Origin of the sequence: Pandoraea eparura (genome assembly GCF_902459725.1) — a bacterium.
Lineage (GTDB): Bacteria > Pseudomonadota > Gammaproteobacteria > Burkholderiales > Burkholderiaceae > Pandoraea > Pandoraea eparura.
This window is the reverse complement of the sequence record NZ_CABPSH010000015.1, coordinates 1-20,606: the sequence shown is the minus strand read 5'-3', so window position 1 is coordinate 20,606 and position 20,606 is coordinate 1. Positions and strand designations below refer to the sequence as shown.

The 20,606-nt window shown below is 63.5% G+C and carries 21 protein-coding genes; 1 reads left to right on the top strand and 20 read right to left on the bottom strand.

Annotated elements, in window-relative coordinates; translation table 11 throughout:
* Nucleotides 1–27: 27 nt before the first annotated feature.
* The 9 genes from rpoS to PEP31012_RS21175 all read right to left on the bottom strand — a co-directional run bounded on the left by rpoS (nucleotide 28) and on the right by PEP31012_RS21175 (nucleotide 9,299).
* Nucleotides 28–1,113: an RNA polymerase sigma factor RpoS gene (rpoS, locus tag PEP31012_RS21215; protein WP_150591252.1), complete on the bottom strand. Its 1,086-nt coding sequence runs from the start codon at nucleotides 1,111–1,113 to the stop codon at nucleotides 28–30.
* A 15-nt stretch (nucleotides 1,114–1,128) separates the two neighbouring features.
* A complete protein-coding gene (locus tag PEP31012_RS21210; RefSeq protein WP_246171421.1) occupies nucleotides 1,129–1,893 on the bottom strand; it encodes a peptidoglycan DD-metalloendopeptidase family protein in 765 nt (254 codons plus the stop codon).
* Between the two features lie 85 nt (nucleotides 1,894–1,978).
* The gene (locus PEP31012_RS21205) at nucleotides 1,979–3,160 is read right to left on the bottom strand and encodes a protein-L-isoaspartate(D-aspartate) O-methyltransferase (RefSeq protein WP_150591250.1); all 1,182 of its coding nucleotides are present in this window, start codon (nucleotides 3,158–3,160) and stop codon (nucleotides 1,979–1,981) included.
* On the bottom strand, nucleotides 3,157–3,918 hold the full coding sequence (gene surE, locus PEP31012_RS21200) for a 5'/3'-nucleotidase SurE (protein ID WP_150591249.1): 762 nt from the start codon (nucleotides 3,916–3,918) through the stop codon (nucleotides 3,157–3,159). Before surE ends, PEP31012_RS21205 begins: the two co-directional genes overlap by 4 nt.
* 161 nt (nucleotides 3,919–4,079) lie before the next feature.
* Nucleotides 4,080–4,898 carry an ABC transporter permease gene (locus tag PEP31012_RS21195; protein WP_150591248.1) on the bottom strand — a complete coding sequence of 273 codons (819 nt, stop codon included), beginning with the start codon at nucleotides 4,896–4,898 and terminating at the stop codon, nucleotides 4,080–4,082.
* Between the two features lie 153 nt (nucleotides 4,899–5,051).
* On the bottom strand, nucleotides 5,052–5,864 hold the full coding sequence (locus tag PEP31012_RS21190; protein ID WP_150591312.1) for an ABC transporter ATP-binding protein: 813 nt from the start codon (nucleotides 5,862–5,864) through the stop codon (nucleotides 5,052–5,054).
* Nucleotides 5,864–6,895, bottom strand: coding sequence for an ABC transporter substrate-binding protein (locus tag PEP31012_RS21185; RefSeq protein ID WP_150591247.1), 1,032 nt, complete (start codon nucleotides 6,893–6,895; stop codon nucleotides 5,864–5,866). Before PEP31012_RS21185 ends, PEP31012_RS21190 begins: the two co-directional genes overlap by 1 nt.
* Before the next feature lie 104 nt (nucleotides 6,896–6,999).
* Nucleotides 7,000–8,202, bottom strand: coding sequence for a CaiB/BaiF CoA transferase family protein (locus PEP31012_RS21180; RefSeq protein WP_150591311.1), 1,203 nt, complete (start codon nucleotides 8,200–8,202; stop codon nucleotides 7,000–7,002).
* A 356-nt stretch (nucleotides 8,203–8,558) separates the two neighbouring features.
* Nucleotides 8,559–9,299: a helix-turn-helix transcriptional regulator gene (locus PEP31012_RS21175; RefSeq protein WP_150591246.1), complete on the bottom strand. Its 741-nt coding sequence runs from the start codon at nucleotides 9,297–9,299 to the stop codon at nucleotides 8,559–8,561.
* A 375-nt stretch (nucleotides 9,300–9,674) separates the two neighbouring features.
* On the opposite strand from PEP31012_RS21175, the gene PEP31012_RS21170 reads away from it, so the two are divergent.
* On the top strand, nucleotides 9,675–10,130 hold the full coding sequence (locus tag PEP31012_RS21170) for a hypothetical protein (RefSeq protein ID WP_150591245.1): 456 nt from the start codon (nucleotides 9,675–9,677) through the stop codon (nucleotides 10,128–10,130).
* 131 nt (nucleotides 10,131–10,261) lie between these two features.
* On the opposite strand, the gene PEP31012_RS21165 is transcribed toward PEP31012_RS21170, so the two are convergent.
* The 11 genes from PEP31012_RS21165 to PEP31012_RS21115 all read right to left on the bottom strand — a co-directional run.
* A complete protein-coding gene (locus PEP31012_RS21165) occupies nucleotides 10,262–11,593 on the bottom strand; it encodes a hypothetical protein (RefSeq protein WP_174978349.1) in 1,332 nt (443 codons plus the stop codon).
* 348 nt (nucleotides 11,594–11,941) lie between these two features.
* On the bottom strand, nucleotides 11,942–12,703 hold the full coding sequence (locus PEP31012_RS21160; protein ID WP_150591243.1) for a hypothetical protein: 762 nt from the start codon (nucleotides 12,701–12,703) through the stop codon (nucleotides 11,942–11,944).
* Nucleotides 12,704–12,715: 12 nt separating this feature from the next.
* Nucleotides 12,716–13,426, bottom strand: a complete 711-nt coding sequence (locus PEP31012_RS21155; RefSeq protein ID WP_246171416.1) for a C39 family peptidase — start codon at nucleotides 13,424–13,426, stop codon at nucleotides 12,716–12,718.
* Nucleotides 13,427–13,478: 52 nt separating this feature from the next.
* Complete coding sequence (locus tag PEP31012_RS21150) at nucleotides 13,479–14,864, bottom strand: hypothetical protein (RefSeq protein ID WP_150591242.1); 1,386 nt, start codon at nucleotides 14,862–14,864, stop codon at nucleotides 13,479–13,481.
* A gap of 30 nt (nucleotides 14,865–14,894) precedes the next feature.
* Nucleotides 14,895–15,545: a hypothetical protein gene (locus PEP31012_RS21145; RefSeq protein ID WP_150591241.1), complete on the bottom strand. Its 651-nt coding sequence runs from the start codon at nucleotides 15,543–15,545 to the stop codon at nucleotides 14,895–14,897.
* Nucleotides 15,542–16,054, bottom strand: a complete 513-nt coding sequence (locus PEP31012_RS21140) for a hypothetical protein (protein ID WP_150591240.1) — start codon at nucleotides 16,052–16,054, stop codon at nucleotides 15,542–15,544. The genes PEP31012_RS21145 and PEP31012_RS21140 overlap by 4 nt, the downstream gene beginning before the upstream one ends.
* Before the next feature lie 5 nt (nucleotides 16,055–16,059).
* Entirely contained in the window at nucleotides 16,060–16,635 is a 576-nt protein-coding gene (locus PEP31012_RS21135; RefSeq protein ID WP_150591239.1) for a hypothetical protein, read from the bottom strand.
* A gap of 753 nt (nucleotides 16,636–17,388) precedes the next feature.
* Nucleotides 17,389–18,747 (bottom strand): sigma-54 dependent transcriptional regulator, encoded by a 1,359-nt coding sequence (locus PEP31012_RS21130; RefSeq protein WP_150591238.1) that lies wholly within the window; start codon nucleotides 18,745–18,747, stop codon nucleotides 17,389–17,391.
* Between the two features lie 250 nt (nucleotides 18,748–18,997).
* On the bottom strand, nucleotides 18,998–19,594 hold the full coding sequence (recR, locus tag PEP31012_RS21125; RefSeq protein WP_150591237.1) for a recombination mediator RecR: 597 nt from the start codon (nucleotides 19,592–19,594) through the stop codon (nucleotides 18,998–19,000).
* Nucleotides 19,595–19,629: 35 nt separating this feature from the next.
* Complete coding sequence (locus PEP31012_RS21120; RefSeq protein ID WP_010807314.1) at nucleotides 19,630–19,956, bottom strand: YbaB/EbfC family nucleoid-associated protein; 327 nt, start codon at nucleotides 19,954–19,956, stop codon at nucleotides 19,630–19,632.
* Between the two features lie 159 nt (nucleotides 19,957–20,115).
* Nucleotides 20,116–20,606 (bottom strand): DNA polymerase III subunit gamma/tau C-terminal domain-containing protein (locus PEP31012_RS21115; protein ID WP_281355534.1); only part of this gene is annotated, 491 nt, incomplete at its 5' end.

Here is a 20,606-nt window from a genome sequence, read left to right as displayed (position 1 = left end):
GGCGGCGGTCGTCATTGTGAACGCCAATCAGAGCACAGCGTCCTTGCGTACCCCGTTGGACGCGAAATAGCGCTTGAGTTTGACGAGTGCCTCTTGCTGGATCTGACGCACGCGCTCGCGGGTGAGCCCCATCTCGTCAGCCAGTTCTTCGAGCGTGGCCGGCTCCACACGGTTGAGTCCGAACCGGCGCTCGATCACGTAGCGATGCTTGGTCGACAGGCGAGAGAGCCACAGGCGCATGAGGTCTTCCAGCTCCCGATGCTGCACCTCCTGTTCGGGGGCCTCGCTGTGATCGTCCGAGAGCAGGTCCAGCAGGCTGCTGCCAGGATCGATTTCCAGCGGCGCGTCGAGCGATGCCACATGCTCGTTGAGCGCGAGAATGTCAGTGATCTCCTCGGGCGTCTTGCCGGTCAAATCGGCGATGTCTTCGATACTCGCTTCGCGCTGCTCGCCACTATCGACATACGCCGCACTCTTTTCGAGATGACGCTTCGCGCGCAGCACCTGATTGAGTTCGCGAATCACATGCACCGGCAAGCGCACGGTGCGCGCCTGATTCATGATGGCGCGCTCGATACTCTGGCGAATCCACCACGTGGCATAGGTCGAGAAACGGAACCCGCGCCCGGGGTCGAACTTTTCGATCGCATGCATCAGTCCGAGATTGCCCTCCTCGATCAGATCGAGCAGTGGCACGCCGCGATTGAGATAACCCTTGGCGATGCTCACGACGAGGCGCAGATTGCGCTCGATCATGACCTGACGAGCCGCAAACTCGCCTGCCTGGGCACGCGTGGAGTAATCGAACTCTTCCGCGGGCGTGAGCAGCGGCTTGACACTGATACGGTTGAGGTAGTGCTGAACGGTATCGGCCGTGAGTTCGGCCTGCAGCACCGTGCCGAAGTCTTCGGCCTCGGCAGGTTTGCGCTTGCGGCTCGCTGCGCCTTCTTCGGCAGCGTCGGACGACGACGCGTCGTCGTCCTCCGCCTCGCGCTCGCCGAAAGCGTCGTCCACGTCCTCGTCCTGCCGGGATTGCCGATCGTCGACGTCCTGATCGGGCTCCGGGGCAGCGAGGTCTTCCTCTTGCGAAGTGCGACGCTTTCTCTTGAGCATTCGACCCTGCCTAGTTTATTGAGGCGGCAAATACTTCATCGGATCCACAGGCTTGCCGTCGCGACGTACCTCGAAGTGCAGCATGACACGATCGGCATCCGAGTTGCCCATTTCGGCAATTTTCTGACCCCGCGTGACGGAGTCGCCTTCCTTGACCAACAGTGTGCGGTTGTGCGCATACGCCGTCAAGAAGGTCGCGTCGTGTTTGATGATGACGAGGTTGCCATAACCGCGCAGACCGGCGCCCGAATACACGACCTTGCCCGCGCCCGCCGCATAGACAGGCTCGCCGAGGGTCCCGCCAATGTTCAGGCCCTTGTTCTTCGAATCGTCGAAGCGCCCCACGACACTGCCCTTGGCCGGCCACGAGAGTTGCAACGCGCCGCTCGACACGGCGGACGGCGCGACCGATGCCGATGCGCTGGCCGGCGGCGTCACGACCGCCGGCGGCACCGATGCCGGATTGTTGCTGGCGAGCGGCGCCGGCAACGGCGTGCCGGTGTCGCCGGCTGGCGGCTTCACCCGCAGCACCTGACCGACCTCGATCTGATCCGGGTTCTGGATATTGTTCCAGCGCGCGATGTCGCGATAGTTCTGACCGTTCTCCAGCGCGATGCGATAGAGGCGATCACCGGGCTTGACGCGGTAATACCCCGCCGGCACTGGCGTATTGTCAATGACAGGCGCTGCGCCTGGCGCACCACTGTCGGTCGCCACGCCGCCCACGGTACGGTCGACGACCGGCGCCCCGACTTGTCGCGATGCGCACGCTGCCAGCATGCTCAGCAACAGGACACTGGCGACGCGTTGTTGGAAACCCGCTCGCAAATTCACTCAAATCCTCCGCAGAATAGGCCCGTCGGGCTTAGATGATGCCCGATTTTAAGGGGACGAATAACACCCTATCAAGCTGCGTCTCGCGCCACTGGCGCGCACCGATGCGCTCGATGAGGGTCAAAATCTGCTGCTCGCCGCCCACCGGCGCGACGAGGCGTGCGCCAACGGCGAGTTGATCGATCAGCGCGTCCGGAATTTCCAGCCCGGCGGCGGCGATCACGATGCCGTCGAACGGCGCGACCGCAGGCAGCCCCAGCCGCCCGTCACCGTAGTGCAGGCGGATATTCGGCACCCGCAACGGTCGCAAGTTGGCCTTGGCACGCTCATGCAACGGACGAACGCGTTCGATCGAATAGACGTCGCGCGCCACACACGACAGCACCGCCGCCTGATAGCCGCAGCCAGTGCCGATTTCCAGCACCTTCTCGAGCGGACGCCCGCCGGCAAGCAGCAACTCGATCATCCGCCCGACGACCGATGGTTTGGAAATCGTCTGCCCATGGCCGATCGGCAGCGCGGCGTCTTCATAAGCCTGATTGGCGAGCGCGGCGTCGACGAATCCGTGACGCGGCACGCTCGCCAGCGCCGCCAGCACGCCCGGGTGTTTGACGCCCGACGCTGCCACGCGTTCAGCCATTCGCGTGCGCACCCGTGCCGAGGTCAGTCCGATGCCATCCGGCGAATGCCCGAGCGCCGAGGCACTCGCCCGCCCGGTCGCGCCAGCCGAAACCCGAGTGGGCGTGGCGCCGCGCGTCGCACCCTTGGCACCGACCGCGCCGAGCTTGCCGATTGCGCCTGCCGCCGCGCTTGGCTGGGCATGACCCGGCCCCGTCACCTTGACGGTGGGTCGCGGCGCACTTTTTACGGCATGTGGCGCTGGCTGTGCGTGGGGTGAGAATGCGGGCCGTGCAAGCCCCTTCGGCACGACCGCGTGCGGTGTTTGTGCGCCACCGGGCCGCGCCGACGCGCCTGCCATTGGCGTCGCGGCAGCCCGCAGCGCGGTGTGTGCATTCGTATTGGGCGAAGGATTACCGCCTGTCGGCGCCTTCCCGTTGCCCTGACTCGTGGACGCCGCAGCACGCGTCATCGCGGCGGGCGGTGCGCCCGCGGGACTCGCCCGCGACGCCTTGTCGAGTGCCGGCGCCTTGCGTTGCCGGCGGGCCATCACATCGGCCAGGGGGAGAGGAAAACGCTTTGGCGGTGTCGTCATCGTTGGGTCACCCCTGCGCTGGCCAGCCAGTCGTGCACGACGCCAAGTCGTGCGGTGTGCGTGAGATCCAGTTGCAAGGGGGTGACCGAGACGTAATCGTGCGCCACGGCGTGAAAATCGGTGCCTTCGCTGCTGTCGCGTGCGTCGCCCGCCGGCCCGATCCAGTAAATCGTCTCGCCGCGCGGATTTTCCTGACGGATCACCGGCTGCGATTGGTGTCGCTTCCCAAGTCGTGTCGCCAGCGCGCCCTTGAGGCGATCGTAAGGTACGTTGGGGATATTGACGTTCAACAGGAACGGCGCCCCGAGCGGGCGCTCCATATAGCGCTCGACGACTTCGCGCGCCACGCGCGCCGCGCTGTCGAGATGATCCCAACCTTTATGGACTTGCGAGAACGCGAACGAAGGAATGCCGAAGAGAAACCCCTCGGTGGCCGCCGCCACGGTCCCGGAATACAACGTGTCTTCGCCCATGTTCTGGCCGTTGTTGATGCCGGAGACAACGATATCGGGGCGTTCGTCGAGCAGTCCGGTCAGCGCCACGTGAACGCAGTCGGTCGGCGTGCCGTTGATGAACGTGAAGCCATTGCCGCCCTTGAACACCGAAAGCGGCCGTTGCAAGGTCAGGGAATTGGACGCACCGCTACAGTTCTGTTCGGGCGCCACCACGGTAATGTCGCCAAGCGGTGCCAGCGCTTCATAAAGCGCGGCCAGGCCGGGCGCCTGATAACCATCGTCGTTGCTGAGCAGGATTCGCATGCGGCAATTGTAACCGAGGAAAGGTGCCCGGATATGACGCCATCACAGCATCACGCCCGTGGTTGCGACGAATAGATAGCCACAAAACAGCCACGGATCCGCCACAAATCTGCCGCGGTTCCGTCACGCTCGCCGGGGTCAACACCACCGGCGAGCGCACGTCACATCTTCTCGGTCTCGCCGGCCTGCGGTTGCCAGACGAGCAATCGTCGCTCGACCACACCGACGAGTCCATCGAGTACCAGGGCAAACGCGGTCAGGATCAGCACCCCGGCAATGACGGCGTTGATGTCGAACGTGCCTTCCGCTTGCAGGATCAGGTAGCCGACGCCGCGCGCCGACCCCAGGTACTCCCCAACCACCGCCCCGACGAACGCGAGCCCGACCGAGTTGTGCAGGCTGGAGAACACCCAGCTCGTGGCGCTCGGCAGATACACACGACGCAGCAACTGGCGCTGATTCGCCCCCAGCATGCGGGCGTTCGCCAGCACGACCGGGCTCACTTCCTTTACGCCCTGATACACGTTGAAGAACACGATGAAGAACACCAGCGTCACGCCCAGCGCGACTTTCGACCAGATGCCAAGCCCGAACCACACGCCGAAGATCGGCGCGAGAATCACGCGAGGCATCGAGTTGGCCGCCTTGATGTACGGATCGAACAACGCGCCGGCGCTCGGCGAGAGCGCCAGCCACAGCCCCACCGCCAACCCGAACACGGTGCCGATGGCAAAGGCGAGCACCGTCTCGAGCAACGTGACGCCGAGATGCAGATAGATCTCCCCGCTGGCGAACCACTGCCAGATCTGGAGCAACACCTTCTGCGGCTCACCGAAGAAGAAGGCCGCCTTGTCGGGGCTATCGAAGTAGAACGCGGGCAGCAGCGTCGGGCTCGTGAGAACGTACCAGACGAGAAAAGCCACTACCAGCAGCAGCCACTGCCACAAACGCAAGTGCCGCATGATCGAACGATTACGCATGACGAACGAATTCCGGGAAGATCAGACGAGCGATCAGACAAGCCAATCGAACAAGCCAAAGCCATCCGGCAAATCGAAGCCGTCCAACCAGTCCAGCCATTGCCCCCAGCCGCACCCGTCGATCAGAAAGCCTGCGATTTGCCACATGACGTTTCAGACTGCTTTCAACTGTTGCGCGTAGCCCTTGAGCACCTCCTCGCGCAGCACGTCCCAGATCTGGGCGTGCAGCTCGGTGAAGCGCGCATGATTGCGAATTTCCGCCACGTCGCGCGGACGCGGCAGATCGATGCGGAACTCCCCGATGGGGTGCGTGCCCGGCCCTGCCGCCAGCACCACGACACGGTCCGACAGCGCAATGGCCTCGTCCAGGTCGTGCGTGATGAACAGCACCGCCCGGCGTTTGGCCGCCCACAGCTCGAGCAACTCGTTCTCCATGAGCTGACGCGTCTGGATATCGAGTGCCGAAAACGGCTCGTCCATCAGAATGATGTCCGGATCGAGAATCAGGGTCTGCGCCATCGCAACGCGCTTGCGCATGCCGCCCGAGAGCTGGTGCGGGTAGCGATCGCCGAACCCGCCCAGTCCCACGCGCTTGAGCCACTCGTGCCCGCGCGCCGTCGCGTCCTCGGCGGGGACGCCTCGGAACTCGAGCCCGGCGGTCACGTTGTCGATCGCGTTGCGCCAGGGCATCAGCGCCTCGGCCTGAAACATATAGCCGGCGCGCGAGTTGATGCCCTTGAGCGTCTCGCCGAACACCTTGACGGTGCCCGACGACGGCGCCAGCAACCCGGCAGCGACGTTGAGCAACGTCGACTTGCCGCAACCGGTCGGGCCGACGACCGAGACAAACTCGCCCGGCGCAATGTCGAGCGAGGTATCGGCCACGGCCGTGTAACGCGTCGAACGGTCGTCTCGCGCGACGAACGTACACGTAATGCTGTCGAAACTCAGAGCCGGCGCTGTCATCATTTGTACTTGGCGTCGGCCTTCTTCGTGAATTCGTTCGTGAACGTCTTCGACAGATCGATCGGCTTGCCCTTGACCGTTTCGTCAAACGCCTGCAACGTGCGCAGCGCCGTGGCCGGGCCGTCCGCGGGAATCAGGCCATCCGGGGAAATGGCTTCCTTCACGCGGCCCCAGGCATCCAGGTACAGCGCGCGGTCGCCCAGCAGATAGGCATCGGGCACTGTCTTGATGATGTCCGCCGGCCCGGCCGTCTGAAGCCAGCGCAACGCCCGCACCATGGCATTGGTGAGCGCCTGCGTCGTGTTCGGATTCTTTTGAATGAACGATTCGTTCGTGTACAGACATCCCGCCGGCATATGGCCGCCGAACACCGACACCGTCTCCTTGAGCGTGCGCGTGTCCGAGATCACGCGGATCTCCTTGTCGCGCTCGAGCATGGTGATCACCGGATCGAGGTTGACGATGGCGTCGATGTTGCCGGAGCGAATCGCGGCGAGCGCGCCGGACGACGCACCAACGCCCACGAACGCCACCTCGTTGGGCTTGACGCCGCCCTTGGCCAGCACAAAGTTCGCCATGATGTTGGTGGACGACCCGGGTGCCGTCACACCGATCTTCTTGCCGCGCAAGTCCGCCAGCGACTTGTAATTCGGCATCGTTTTGTTCGACACACCGAAGACGATCTGCGGCGCGCGCCCCTGCAACACGAACGCACGGATGAACTGGTGTTTTGCCTGCAACAGGATCGTATGTTCGTAAGCGCCCGACACGACATCGGCGCTACCGCCCACGAGCGCTTGCAGCGCCTTCGAGCCGCCAGCGAAATCCGAGATTTCGACGTCGAGACCTTCGTCCTTGAAATAATTCAGGCGTTCGGCAATCGTGAGCGGCAGGTAGTAAAACAGGTTCTTGCCACCGACCGCGATCGCGACCTTGGTCTTCTCGAGTTTGCCCTGGGCGAACCCGGGCCGAATACCTGCGCCGATCAAACCGGTGGCGGCGAGTGCCGTAACGAACTGACGTCTTTGCATGGTGCTTGTCTCCGTGGTTGCAACGTTTTTTCTTGGTGTGACGTGCGGGTTCACGAGCCGCGGACGGTGCCACGCCCCGCGGTGCTGTGCGAGATCGGATCAGTTCAAATGACACCGTTCTCGCGCAGTGTCTTGATGTGCTCGGCATCATAACCCAGTTGCCCGAGCACCTCTTCGGTGTGCTCGCCAAGTGCCGGGCCGAGCCATTGTGTGTGTCCCGGCGTTTGCGAAAGCTTGGGCGTGATGTTGGGCAAATCGATCGGCGTGCCGTCCGGCAACGTGTGGCGCTGGATCATCTCTCGCGCCATGAACTGCGGATCCTGGAACATGTCGGCCACGGTATAGATGCGGCTGGCCGGCACGTCGGCCCCTTGCAGCACGGCCAACGCGTCGTCGATCGAACGCGCGCGCGTCCAGTGGCCGATCGCCTCGTCGATTTCCTGCGTGCGCGGCACGCGGCCGTCGTTGTGTGCGAGCGCAGGATCTTCCGCCAGATCGGGCCGGCCGATGGCATGCATCAGCCGCTTGAAGATCGGATCGCTATTGCCGCCCACCACGATCATGCCGTCGGCGCACGCATAGGTGTTCGACGGCACGATGCCCGGCAGCGACGCCCCCGTGCGCTCGCGCACCATCCCGGCCACGCTGTACTCGGGCACGACGCTCTCCATGAGGTTGAATACCGCCTCGTACAGCGCAACGTCGACCACCTGCCCTCGCCCACCGTTCACATTGCGGTGATGCAGCGCCATCATCGCGCCGATCACGCCGTGCAACGCCGCGATGGAGTCGCCGATGGAAATGCCGATGCGTGGCGGCGGCAGGTCGGGATACCCGGTGATGTGGCGCAGTCCGCCCATCGATTCGGCAATCGCGCCGAAGCCCGGCCGGTCGCGATACGGCCCGGTCTGCCCGTATCCCGACAGACGCACCATCACGAGCCCTGGATTGTCGGCCGAGAGTTGCTCGTATCCCAGTCCGAATCGCTCGAGCAGCCCCGGGCGGAAATTCTCGACCACGATGTCCGCCTGCGCGGCGAGCTTGCGCACGATCGCCTGCCCCTCGGCAGACTTGAGGTTGATCGTCACTGACTTCTTGTTACGCGCCTGTACGGCCCACCAGAGCGACGTGCCCCCCGCGTCAGGATGCAGCTTGCGCCACTTGCGCAATGGATCGCCGTGCTGCGGGTCTTCGATCTTGATCACCTCGGCGCCGAATTCCCCGAGCAGGCGCGCGGCAAACGGGCCCGCGATGAGCGTGCCGAGTTCGAGCACCTTCACGCCGGCGAGCGCACCTCGCGCCGGCAGGCCTGCGGCGCCACTCCCCGGCGAAGCGGTGGACGGGGCGGCAGTCGATGCCGCGGTGGCGCCTTGTGGCAATGCAGATTCGGCCGGTTGAGATAACGGTGACAACGGTGACGACTGGGACGGGTGGGACGAACTGGACGACTTGGACAACGCGTAGACTCCTGTGCCTCGTCGACAGGCATCGCCGTCGACGTCGAGGCGCCGCCATCGGCCGCGCCTGTCGCAATGGGTGGCAAACGAAGTTCGTATAGTAATTCGACAGCCCGCGATCGGCCAACCATCGTGCAGCAATTCCCGGAACGTTCCGAGTGCAATGGTGTTGAAATCCGACCGACCGGTGCGCGGGTGATGGTCCGTCAGGTCTCGAACAGATGACGCGCACCACGCTGCGCCGCGATGTAGATCGCCTCGCCACGATTGCGAGCGCCGAGCCGCCGGTACAGGGCAGATACGTGGGTCTTGGCGGTTCCCTCGGAAATCTCCAGTTGCTGGCAGATGGTTTTGATGGATAAACCGCGCGATAGGAGTGCCAGAATTTCGTACTGCCGTGCGGAGATGCCGAGCAGCGCCGACTCGGCCAGTTGGGTCGCCTTGTCGCCACCCAACGGGAACACCGGCAGCCGGGAAAGCGGTAGTGCTTCGCCCAACGCCTCCTGGCGCCAAAGGACGAGCAACGCCGAGAGGGCTTCTTCCGGCACGAAGCGACCGCCCGCGAACGCGAGATCGAAAGCGGCGCGGGTACGGGCGACCGAGCTTGGCCAAGGCAGACATGCCGCCGCGCCAGCCTGCAGCCAGCGAATCATTTCATCGGGAAAACCCGCATCCCCGATGACGACCACGGGCACGGGCGGTGCACACTCGGCGGCGACGGCGCACAAACCGTCGATGGCCGGGGTACGGGCGATCGATTCGGCAAGCACGAGCGCGCGACGCGACGGCAGCTCGCGCAACCAGAGCCAGTCCTGCGCTGTCACATCATCGACGTGACGCAAGACCGACGGCGTCGCGTTCGCGTCGATCTGCAACGCGACCTGCAAGCCGCTAAGCCAACTGGCAGCCTCACCCACGACCAGCACGCGCATGGCTTCCCCCGTCATTCCGGTCAGCCCCCCGGGCCGCCGCCCCGCTTCAATTCAAGTCCGATGCGCACGTTCCTGCCCCGCCTGTCGCATGCACGACACATATCTCGGTCGGGATGAAAACCGAAGAAACCCTCCAGCCTTCGTCATCAGACAAACATCAGGCGTCACCTCGCTTTCAGCACAGTTCATGCACGAAACCCGCATGGCGACAGGTCTGAACCTCGCGAACACCGCTTTTTGCAGCCTCTGGACGACAAACCGCAATCTGCGTAACTTATTTACTCAATTTTCTGACATTCCGCTATTACTTTTTTCCCTTCCTTTTCTCGAAACGCGCCATAAAATACAAGCGTGCTGAGAGTACAGCCGCTGGAGGCCGGGGGGCACGCCATGAAAAACTTTACCGTCAAGACGACGTGTGTCGCCGCAGGCTGCCTGATGGTCGCCTGCTTTGCCATGACCGCGCAAGCCGAGACCACCGCCCTCGGCGGCGTTCCGGTTGGGGTGAACGACGCCTTGCTTGCCAGCACTCGCGCGGTGAACCTGCGACAAAGCATCGTCGCCAATCTTCCCGGCACCGGGGCTGGCGCTGTCGTGCCGCTTCACGCGGCGTTGGCAACGGCCAACAATGTGCGCCTGTGGGACGAAGTCGTCCCCCCCACGCCACTGCCCACGCCCACGCAGGTATCGATGGCCTTGCCGGACGCGCCGCACATGACCGCCACCACGTCGCGAATGCCGCAGATGTCGCACGTTTCGCCCCCTGCGCTGGCCTCGGGAATGCAGCCGACCACGCTGTCCGTCAACGCGGGGGTTGGGCGTATTCCGACCCGCCTGTCACGCTGACCGCCGGCCGCGCCGCCCCCTCGCTATCCCCAAGTCCTTCATTGCCCTGAGTCTCTGCGCGTCCCCATGGCTGGCGACGCGCAGTTTACTTTCCTGCCCCCCGCTTGCTCAGCTACGCTGCGCGTCCCGCGTCAGAACGTGTATGGGAAGCGCAGACCGATCACGTAGTTCGGGGCATCCGGAGACATGCCCGCATTGACGTAACCATTCACCGTCCAATGCTTGTTGATCGCATAGTTGATGCCGAAATTGAGCGATGCCGCGTTCGTCGAGCTACCCGCCACCGTGGTGTAAGCCCCCCCCGGCGTAGCCGTTTTTGTCGCACGCGAGATCGCCGTCGAGTAGGAGATCGACAGCGCTGTCTTGTCATTGAGCGCCAACGCCATCCCCGCGCCCACCTGGATGATGTCGCCAAGCTTGACCTTTGCGGGCTGCGTCGTGCCTTCGATGGTCGAAATGTCGTCGAACGTGCGGGCAACGTTGTACGTGTACGCCAGGTTGGCGAACAGCACGATCGGATCGTAGGTGCGCAGAAACGACAGCCCGGCAGTAAATGCCCAGATGCCATTGCCGGTCGGCAGGCGCGATGGTGTCGTCAGGTTATTGTTCGACGGGTCGGGCGTGCCGAGCTTGATGCCGAACGGTGACGTACCGGTCGGCGCGGTCACGCGCAACGACGCCACGATGTCGGGCCAGTTCGCATTTTCCTTGACGAGCTGGTAGTACAGCGACGCATTCACGTCGCCGATGTTCGCCGAATTCTTGCTGATGTCGCTGATCGACGACGCCGCACCACCGACCCCACCCGAGATGAAGTCCGAATTTCGGTAGAGATACGGCACGTCGAACGCCACGCTCAGCCGGTCATTGATCCCGTAGCGTGTGTTGACGTCGAAGGTCCATACATTGGCTTTCGTCTCCCCCAGATTCAACTGACCGAGAAAGATGGCGTCCAGGGCGAGGAAGCCGCTCAACACGAGTTGCCGCCGATCGTAGTAGCTGTAACTGATCCCGGTATCGATGGTCAGCTTGTGGTCGAACAGCGGCGCATGCTGCGCCTGCACGACGGCCTCTTCGGCCGGCGTGCGCTGCGATTCGCTCGTACTCTTCTGCATCTGCTGCGTCTCGCCGATCGGCGTGGCCGACGACGGTCCCTTCGCGCCGGCGGCACCGCCGCCAGGGGTGCCCGCCGAACCGGCGGCCGACCCGTCACCGGGTGAGACCTGCGCGATTTGCGCGGTGTCCCACGCGGTCAGACCGCGCCCGCGTTGCGCCATCTCGATGTCCGTGAGGCGCTGTTTCAGAGAAGAAATTTCCCGCTGCTGCCGGTCGACCATGTCCATCAACATTTGGAGACGGTCGTCCGGCGATGGGTTCGTATGCTCCTGAGCCTGGGCCGATAGCGTGAAAAGCAGTACCCCCAACGGAATAGCGGCAACGGGAAAAAAGCGATGAGTGTTCATGATCCCCCCCGGGTAAAAGTGCGGACAGGCGCCCGCGCGCAATCCAACAAACACGTATTGCCAACAACGGTTGTCCTTGCTGCTCGACTGCGGGGTAATGCGTGCGAAACCCGGTCCGATCTGGGTGGACGTGCAATGCCCGGGCTCTGCCGACATCACCTTCTTGTGCGCCGCAAGCGATTCGCGGCGACGCCCCACTTCTCGTTATCATGGCGTCCGGTCAACGGTTACGACGCTGCCGGACGCGGCTCCCGGCGTCGCCCTGCGCATGCATTGCAGCGCGCCGCCGTCACTTCACTTGCCCTTGCCTTCGTCGACAGTAGTACACAGATCGACGATCGTCGACCCTCATCGGCGAATGGCGGCGATGTTGGCCAACGCGCTCTGAATGCCGGCCTGATGCAATCCGGCCGTCGTGAGCGGACTCGTCTGCAGATTCAATTGCATTGTGTTCATCACCTGCTGGGCGTTCCCGGCCACCTGCACGACCTGCATGATCTGGTTCATCGCCGCGCCGGCCCCGCCGCCTATGCTCTGGCCGAGATTACCGTTCGGCGTGTTGAGCGTGATCTGCATGCCGGCCGACGTAATGGCCACGCTGGCGCTCAGATTGCCTACCGTGGTCTGTGAATTGTTCGCGCCCTGCCCGCCGACCGGCACCAGCGAGGCGATGGAAACCCCAGGACCGAACTGGATGATGGCTTTATTCAGGGCGTTGTTCGCGTCGCCGGCCACCTGCGTGATCTGGGCGACGCCATTGATGAGCACGCTCGCCGCGCCCGCGACGGACTGCGTCAGGGGCCCGGTCGCGTTGACCAGACCGGGGATGATGCCGGTCGCGGCGCCCGTCTGGACCTGGAAGCCGCCCCCGTTTTGATTGACACCCAGCACGCCGGTGGCCATCAGGCTTGCACCTGTCGGCATCTGCCATTGCGACTGCATGACGAGCTGAAAGCCCGTGATCATGTTCTGTTGTGCGTACTTGCCGGTCGCATGCGCGAGCACTTCATCGCTCACAGGCGTCCAGCTCTCGGGCACCACGCTCGATGCGAACGCCGGCACGGCACTCGCAAGCAGCGGAATGGCCAGCATCGGGACATATCGGTTCATGATGGTCTTGTCTCAAAACAGATCCGCCCGGATGATGCCGAAGTCCACCATCGGGGTCGGTGACGTCCCGGTTGCCAAGGCGCTGTCGCGCAACTTGACCGCCAGGGATTCGTTTCCTTTGAGCAGCGGTGAATCCTCCATAAACGGCTTGCCGACGACCGCCAATACCAAGCCGTTCCATTGCTTGGCAAAATCGGCCTGCTCGATAATGCGATTGCCTAGCGCCGGATCGGACACGAACACACGCCCGTCCTTCGCTGCCTTGATGACCACAAAGTGTTGATAGCCATTGACGTCGATCAGCGCGATGACCGGAATCCTCAAGTCGTACAGCGCGTTCACGTCAACTTTGAATCCTCGCCCCTCGAGCCCCAGCGTCTCCACGAATTTCTTCATGTCGAGCATCGAGAAGCCGTTCTTGATGACCGTTTCCGGGTTGGAGAACGCCATCATTCGCTGGATCATTTCCGGCTCGGGAATATTGATCCCGTAGCCATATCGCAGCAGTGTTGCCAAGGCTGCGGACCCACAGCTGAAGTCGTATTCCTGCTGGACCAGATTCACGTAGTGCATCGACTTGAACGAGCGCATCTTCTTGACCGCCGGTACACCGGTCGAAGATTCCAGGTTCACCGATGCATACTGCGCGTGCCCGGCCACGCTTGCGCACGCCAGAGCGCAAACCGTAGCGATCCTCACTGCGGCACGACGCGCATCATTCATGTCACACCTCATGAAAAAACCGGTCCGGGACGCCCCGGACCGGTTCGGTACCTCACTTGATTGCCGAGACGGCAAGGCTGTTGTTCTGCACGTTGCCGATACCCGAAGCCACGTTCACACCGATGTTGCCGCTGGCCCAGGCAAGGGCGCCGTTACCCAGCGCAGCATTGGCGATGAAGTCGCCCGAAGCGTGCATCGAGGCCGACTGATCGGTTTGCGCCGTCGAGTTAGCCGCACCACCCTTGTACCAACCAAAGCCGCTTTGCGAGACTGCGGCGGCCAGGCCGTTCTGCTGCACGTTGCCCACACCGGCGGCCACGTTCACACCCACATTGCCAGTCGCACCGGCGAGGGCGTTATCCCCCACGCTGGCGTTGACATAGAACTGCGAGATGCTGGCCGAGCCCCTCGACGACTGGTTCGCGAACACCTGTGCCGAGGCATACACCGGCTGGGCGTTGAGCGAAGCGATCGCGACGTTGTTGGCCTGCGCGTTGTCGGCACCCGCCGCCACGTTCACACCGATGTTGCCGTTGGCGTTAGCCAGTGCCCCATTGCCCAGCGTGGCCCCCATCGTCTGGAGCTGCGCCGTGTTGATGTGGTACGTGATGGCGCCGTGAACCCACGTGGTCGACTTCATGTACGTGTCGGAGAAGCCCCACAGTGCCCCTGCGGCGATCGATTCGCTATGGACCGAAGCCTGGCCATAGTTGAACAAGCCGTGGAACCCTGCGTCGAAACTCTTCTGCGTGTTCAGGAAGCCTGCCGCGAGGAAGCCACCTGCTTCCTGCGACTGCTGACCATACGCATAGCCACCCCAGACCGAGCCTTGGCCCGCGCCGAAGTTGCCCGCGAGGTAGCCGCCATATACGGCGCCACCGAACGGCGGCAGCGGAATGAAGCCGCCACCGATGATGCCTCCGCCACCGGCAATGTTCGAATACTGATACCCACCGCCGGCGATGAAGCCACCCGAGCCGGAGCTGGACTGGCCTGCGATATACCCGGCACCGGCCTGGAAGGAATGGCTGGTGTTCAGGTGACCATTGGCCTCGGCATTCACCCACGACGTCGTATTGTCAAACGACTTGGTGGTCGAACCGGCGAGCAGGTAAGCACTCCCCTGGTTCGAGACCGTCGTGGTATGCGAATGCACGCCATACGTCACGTCGCCCGTCACATAGCTGCCAAGCAGCGGGCCCCTGAGGTACACATGGTGCGCGTCGACACTCTGATTGCTCTGCACGACAGCGTTGCCGGTGTTATCCACCGTGACGCAGCCGCGAATACCGATCAGACCGAAAATGCCGACCAGATTCAGCACGTTGGTTTCGTTGCCGATGAACGAGAAGCTGTATTGCTGGTGATGAGACGGGTACGCCATGGCGGAACCCGTTGCTACCAGCAGTGCGGCCGCTGCAATTGCTTTCGTTTTCATGACCATCTCCTTGACGAGAGAGTTACCCAGTTAAAAAGATGTGCCCGCCGGGGGACGGAGCACAAAAACATTTGCGGTTACATTGCCTATCCCAGCCGACTGGTTCACTTGGACCACACCGTTCGCACCGCGGAAGGCGTCACCGGAAATCGACGCCGTGCGGAACAGATCGTTGAGGTTGTCGTGCCCAGCCGGGCCACCCTTAGCGATCGCAGCGGATAGTGCCGTATCCGATACGCTCGCCACTCCAGCCGCATCGCCCGTCACAATGACCGTGGCGTTGCGTTGAAGATTGCCGGCACCGCTCGACTGGTTGACTTGCGTCACCCCCGAGGTGCCCGAAAATGCGTTGCCTTGAATTGCGGCGCTGGCCGCGCCGGTCGTCGTGGTGACGAGCGCCTGTTGATTCGTGCTCGACGCGCCGACGCTCACGCTGCCGCCATTGGCGATCACTGCGCTGTTGGCCTGGGCGTTGTTCACGCCGGCCGCCTGATTGACGCCGATCGCCCCGACGGCGCCCACGGCCACACCGTTATCGATGGTGGCGTGCGTGCCGGCGAGTTCGCCGTTCACGATCCAGACGTCCTGTGCCGATGACACCCCGGCGACAGCGCTCAGCGCAGTGGCTGCTGCCAAAGCGATGGCGCGACGGGCGCCGAGCGAGATGCGATGCGCGCTCATTTCGCCGCTCCTGCAGCACCGATGCTCGTGAGCGGAGACAGGGCCGAATTGATCACGGACGGCACGAGCGTGCCGATGCTGCCGATCCCCCCGCCACCGCCAACCCCGGCGCTGAAGCCGCCGCCGACGCCGTTCGAGGTGTTGAGCGCGTTGCCACCGCGGGCATTGCCCACGAGCACGCCCATCACCGGATCGATGCCGGATTGCACGGCGCCCGTGACGAGACCGACCGAGGCGCGCCCCGTCAATTCACTGTCCATGACCTGATTCACGGCTCCCATGGCGGTGTTGAACGGCCCCGTCGGGAACGCCGGGACGGCGATGCCGATCGGGTTCTGCTCACGAGGCAAGCCGCGATAAGCGACTTCCGGGCCAATGTTGCGTTCGATCACCAGGTCCCCGGGCGTCGCCGGTTCGGCGTGCGCGCGGCCGGGGAGCAGCGCCGGCGTCAGCGCCACGATCATCGTGGCGAGGACACTGCCGGCATGCGCCATGGAGCGTTGGGTCATGTCGTTCACCGCGTGGAGTAGGTCACACGCGTCACCTGGACGTTGTTCACGCCGCTCGACAGTTGTTGCGGACGCGGCATCGGCGTCACGGCGCCGGGCAGTTCGTCCCACAACGTCACGCCGTTGGCGAGCACCATTCCGGGCGACTGAACCATCGCGCCGCCTTGCAGATTGCGGCCACGCTGGCTGCCAAGTTGTTCGTCATCGATACGGGCTGCCGCAAGGGGCACGCCGGTCACACCAATGTCCTGGTTGCTGGCGACATCGGGCGTGGCTTCGCTGGTACTGGGGGCGGCCGACGCGTCATCCTCCGTCGTGCGAGCGGCCACCGGCATCAGATCCGAAATCGGTGCCACCATGGCGACATCCGCGTCGGAGACCCGCATCGCCGGCAGCGTCGTCGAGAACGACGTCGGCACCATCGAGCCGGTCAGCATCGCCACATGCATAAGCGGCGAGCGCGAGAATTCGTGGGCTTGCGCCGGTGCGGCGCACAGACCGAAAGTCACGGCGACGGCAGCGGCCAGCGCGCCTGCGCCTTGTCGTACTCGGTACTGAATGTCGGTGGTGAGAATTCGCATCGCTGTGCCCTCCTTGCCCGGGACAATAAAGCGACTTCCATGCCACCCGATTTAAGTGATTGAAAACGTTGAAATTATTTTTTCCGACCCAGGCACGCCCCCAGGCTTGCGTACGAAAACGTTTCAGCATTGATACGTGAGCTACGCCAGGCGGCCGATGTCACATCACCGACGTATTCGACAAACATTCCGAACTGCGAACGATATCGGCGTCGCCAACGACGCTTGCCATAGAGGTCCGGGTGGCAAGGGTTCCCGGTGACAGAATGGCGACAGTTTGGCCCTGCTGCGACATAACGACACAGCCTCGTCACGTATGGCCGCGCGAGCCGCGACGCCGTTCGTTGCCGTGGATGTTTCATCTTTGATCGGTTCGCGCGGCGACCGGCCGCGCCTATTTTGGGTACCGCCGAAACGCACGGCATCGGCACGCGGGCGCAGCGTCGCCACGATAAGGATACGCAGAGGGTGAGGCATCGCCGGCCCCCTCGCGTGACACTGCGCGACGCGTTTCCTCGACGCACGAGACAACGCAATGCGTATGGAAAACGTTCGTGGGATGTTCGAGACGGATTGCCGAAATGGCCCGTCGTTATTGGCGATGGCAGAAGTCGCAGAACGCGAGGTCAACAGGGAAAAACACTGCCTCGGGCGACACATTCAGGCCGCTCGATGCGGCAATCTTCAGGATCCCAAAAAGAAACGACCGCCCTGCTCATCACAGGACGGCCGCCCTCTCTTCGCCAGAAGATATCAGGCCGGCACGCCCGATTCGTCACCACGCATTCCGTACCGGCACATGAGGCGGTACAGGGTAATGCGCGAAATGCCCAACTCTGCGGCCACGTCCGTCAGCCGGTGACAGTGGCGCAGCAATGCCTGCTCGATGGCCGTTCGTTCGGCCTCCGCGCGAATTTCCTCGAGCGTGCGCACTAGGGTCGGCACCCACGGCAGCAAGTCGAGATCCTTGGCCGAGATCATGCGGCCGTCGGCCATCACAATGGCGCGGCGCACGCGATTGATCAGTTCGCGCACATTGCCCGGCCAGTGGTATTCGTACATCGCCTGCACGGCACACTGAGTGAAGCCGCGGATCTTGCGATGATTGTCGCCCTTGAAGCGCTGCAGGATGTGGTGGGCGAGGATCTCGATATCCTGTCCACGCGCGCGCAGCGGTGGCTCGTCGACACGCAGCACGCACAGACGGTGAAACAGGTCCATGCGGAAACGCCCTTCTTTGACGGCCTCCTCCAAATCGACGTGTGTCGCCGAAATGATACGCACATTGACCGGAATGACCTCGTGACCGCCGAGACGCTCGATCGCGCCTTGCTGCAGAAAGCGCAACAGGCTCGCCTGGCTCTCGATCGGCAGGTCGCCGATTTCGTCGAGCAGCAGCGTGCCGCCGTTGGCGGCCTCGACCCGGCCGATCTTGCGGGCATTGGCCCCAGTGAAGGCGCCGCGCTCGTAGCCGAATAGTTCGGATTGCATCAGGTGCGGCGGAATCGCACCGCAATTGATCGCAACGAACGGCCCCTTGGCGCGCGGGGAGCGCTCGTGGATCGCCACCGCGCTCAGTTCCTTGCCCGTGCCCGACTCGCCCGAGATGAATACCGGCGCGTCGGTGTTGGCGACTTTGCGGATGGTGCGAAAGAGCTGCTGCATCGCCTCGCACGTGCCGACCATCTCCTGATCGCCGCCGACTTGCGGTGTGATGATGGGCACCTCCGAGAGCGATGCCATCCCCCAGGCATGACCGATCGAGTGCGCGAGCTGGTCATTGGTACAAGGAACGTTGACGTAATCGAAGCAGTAGTCGCGAATCAACCGCCGGATCGATTTCGTCGTGAGTTGTTCCGGATTTGTCGCCGCCACCCAGCCGACCGTGGCGGGTTGCATGCAGGACTCGAATGCGCCCATGTCGCGGTCGCTATAACCGCTCGCCAGGTCGATGAGTGCTGCGCTGGTGGTCCCCGGATTCAGAATGCGACTGACGTCGCTGGCGCTCTTGGCCGGCAGAACTTGCCAGCCGTGCTCACCGAAGAACGACAGCAACGCGTCGTTGTGCTTTCGGGAAGCATAAATCAGGGTGCGCCCGGTATCGTTAGCCATACCTTAACTCCCTGCCTAAGCAGTGCCCGTGCGCAGTTATTGGGTCATCGACCGGTTCCACGCGACAGGTATTCGGCCCCGCGCCGCTTGAAAGCTCTTGTTGGTTCCCCGTACTGGTGGGTTATCAAGTCGGCAGGTTCAGTCTAGAAGACCGGGATGAGCGCAGAAATACCGAATAACAGCTAATCCGATTGGATGAGAGGAGCAGTACCTACGCGCATCGCTGCACAGCGACACCCGCGCGTCATGCTCAGAGCGTATGTCTGTCGAGCACGGCACGCGCGATGGTGCCGGCATCCACATACTCCAGCTCGCCTCCGACGGGCACGCCCCGGGCCAGCCGGCTTACACGCAAACCGCGCGCCTTGAGCATCTGTCCGAGATAGTGAGCGGTGGCCTCGCCTTCGTTGGTGAAGTTGGTGGCGAGCACCACTTCCTTGACCACACCGTCCGTGGCGCGGCGAATCAGCTGCTCGAAATGAATCTCGCCGGGGCCCACGCCGTCGAGCGGCGAGAGATGCCCCATGAGCACGAAATACAGGCCCTTGAACGTCATCGTCTGCTCGAGCATGTTCTGGTCGGCAGGCGTTTCCACCACGCACAGCAGGCTCGTGTCGCGCTCGGGATCGAGACACGTCTCGCAAATCTCGACTTCGGTAAACGTATTGCAGCGCGCGCAGTGGCGAATCTGCTCGGCGGCCTGCACCAGCGCCTCGCCCAGCCGCACGGCGCCTTTGCGGTCGCGTTGCAGCAGATGGTAAGCCATGCGCTGCGCGGACTTCGGACCGACACCCGGCAACGCGCGCAGGGCATCGGCGAGTTCCTGCAGGCTCGAGAGCTGGGGCATGCGTCGTCTTTCTCTGGAAGCAGGCGGAGAACCGCTCAGAACGGCATCTTGAAACCCGGCGGCAGCGGCAGACCGGCGGTCAGGCCGCCCATCTTTTCCTGCGCGGTGGCTTCGGCCTTGCGCACGGCATCGTTGAACGCCGCCGCCACGAGGTCTTCGAGCATGTCCTTGTCATCGGCCAGCAGGCTCGGATCAATGGTCACGCGACGCACGTCGTTCTTGCACGTCATCACCACCTTGACCAGACCGGCCCCTGACTGACCCTCGACTTCGATCTGGGCCAACTGCTCCTGCGCCTTCTTCATGTTTTCCTGCATTTGCTGGGCCTGTTTCATCAGACCCGCGATGTTTCCTTTCAGCATGTTGACTCCTGAGTAAATCGAATGAGGTATGTCGTATGTAGCACTTCGAATACGGTACGCGCAGCGCGTCGTGGCATGTCGTGGCGTCTCGCAGCCAATGTAACGCGTGTTTGGGGATTTCACTCGAAACCCGGCGCCGATTCGCGACAACGGACTGCCTTATTGTAACGGCCGAACGCTGCCAGGCAGAATCTGGGCGTCGAATTCGTCGATCAATTCGCGCACGAGCGGATCGCTCGCGATCGCCTGTTCGGCCGCCTGTTGACGCGCCGCCGCTGCTTGCGCCGCGAGCGACGCCGCCGTCGTACCCACCGGCCCCAGCTCGACGTGCAATTGCACCTCGGTGCCGAAGTGCTCGGTCAGCGTCTGACGCAGCTTGTCGGTGGTGGCCGCATCGGCCAACTGACGCAGTGGCACGCGCAAATGCAGCGCGCGACCCGCGACCTCGGTCAACTCGCTTTGAAACGCTAGTTGCTGGGCAAGACCGCGTGCCGGGAGTTCGGCGGCCAACACCGGCCATTCGCCGCTAAAGACGGGTGCGACCCCATCGGCTTCACGGTAGACGCAGGCACGCGGCGGGGCCGCGGGCGCCGCCGCCCCCGGTCCGGCAGGCTCGGGCTCCGGATCGGCACCGGCCGGCGCCTCGTCCG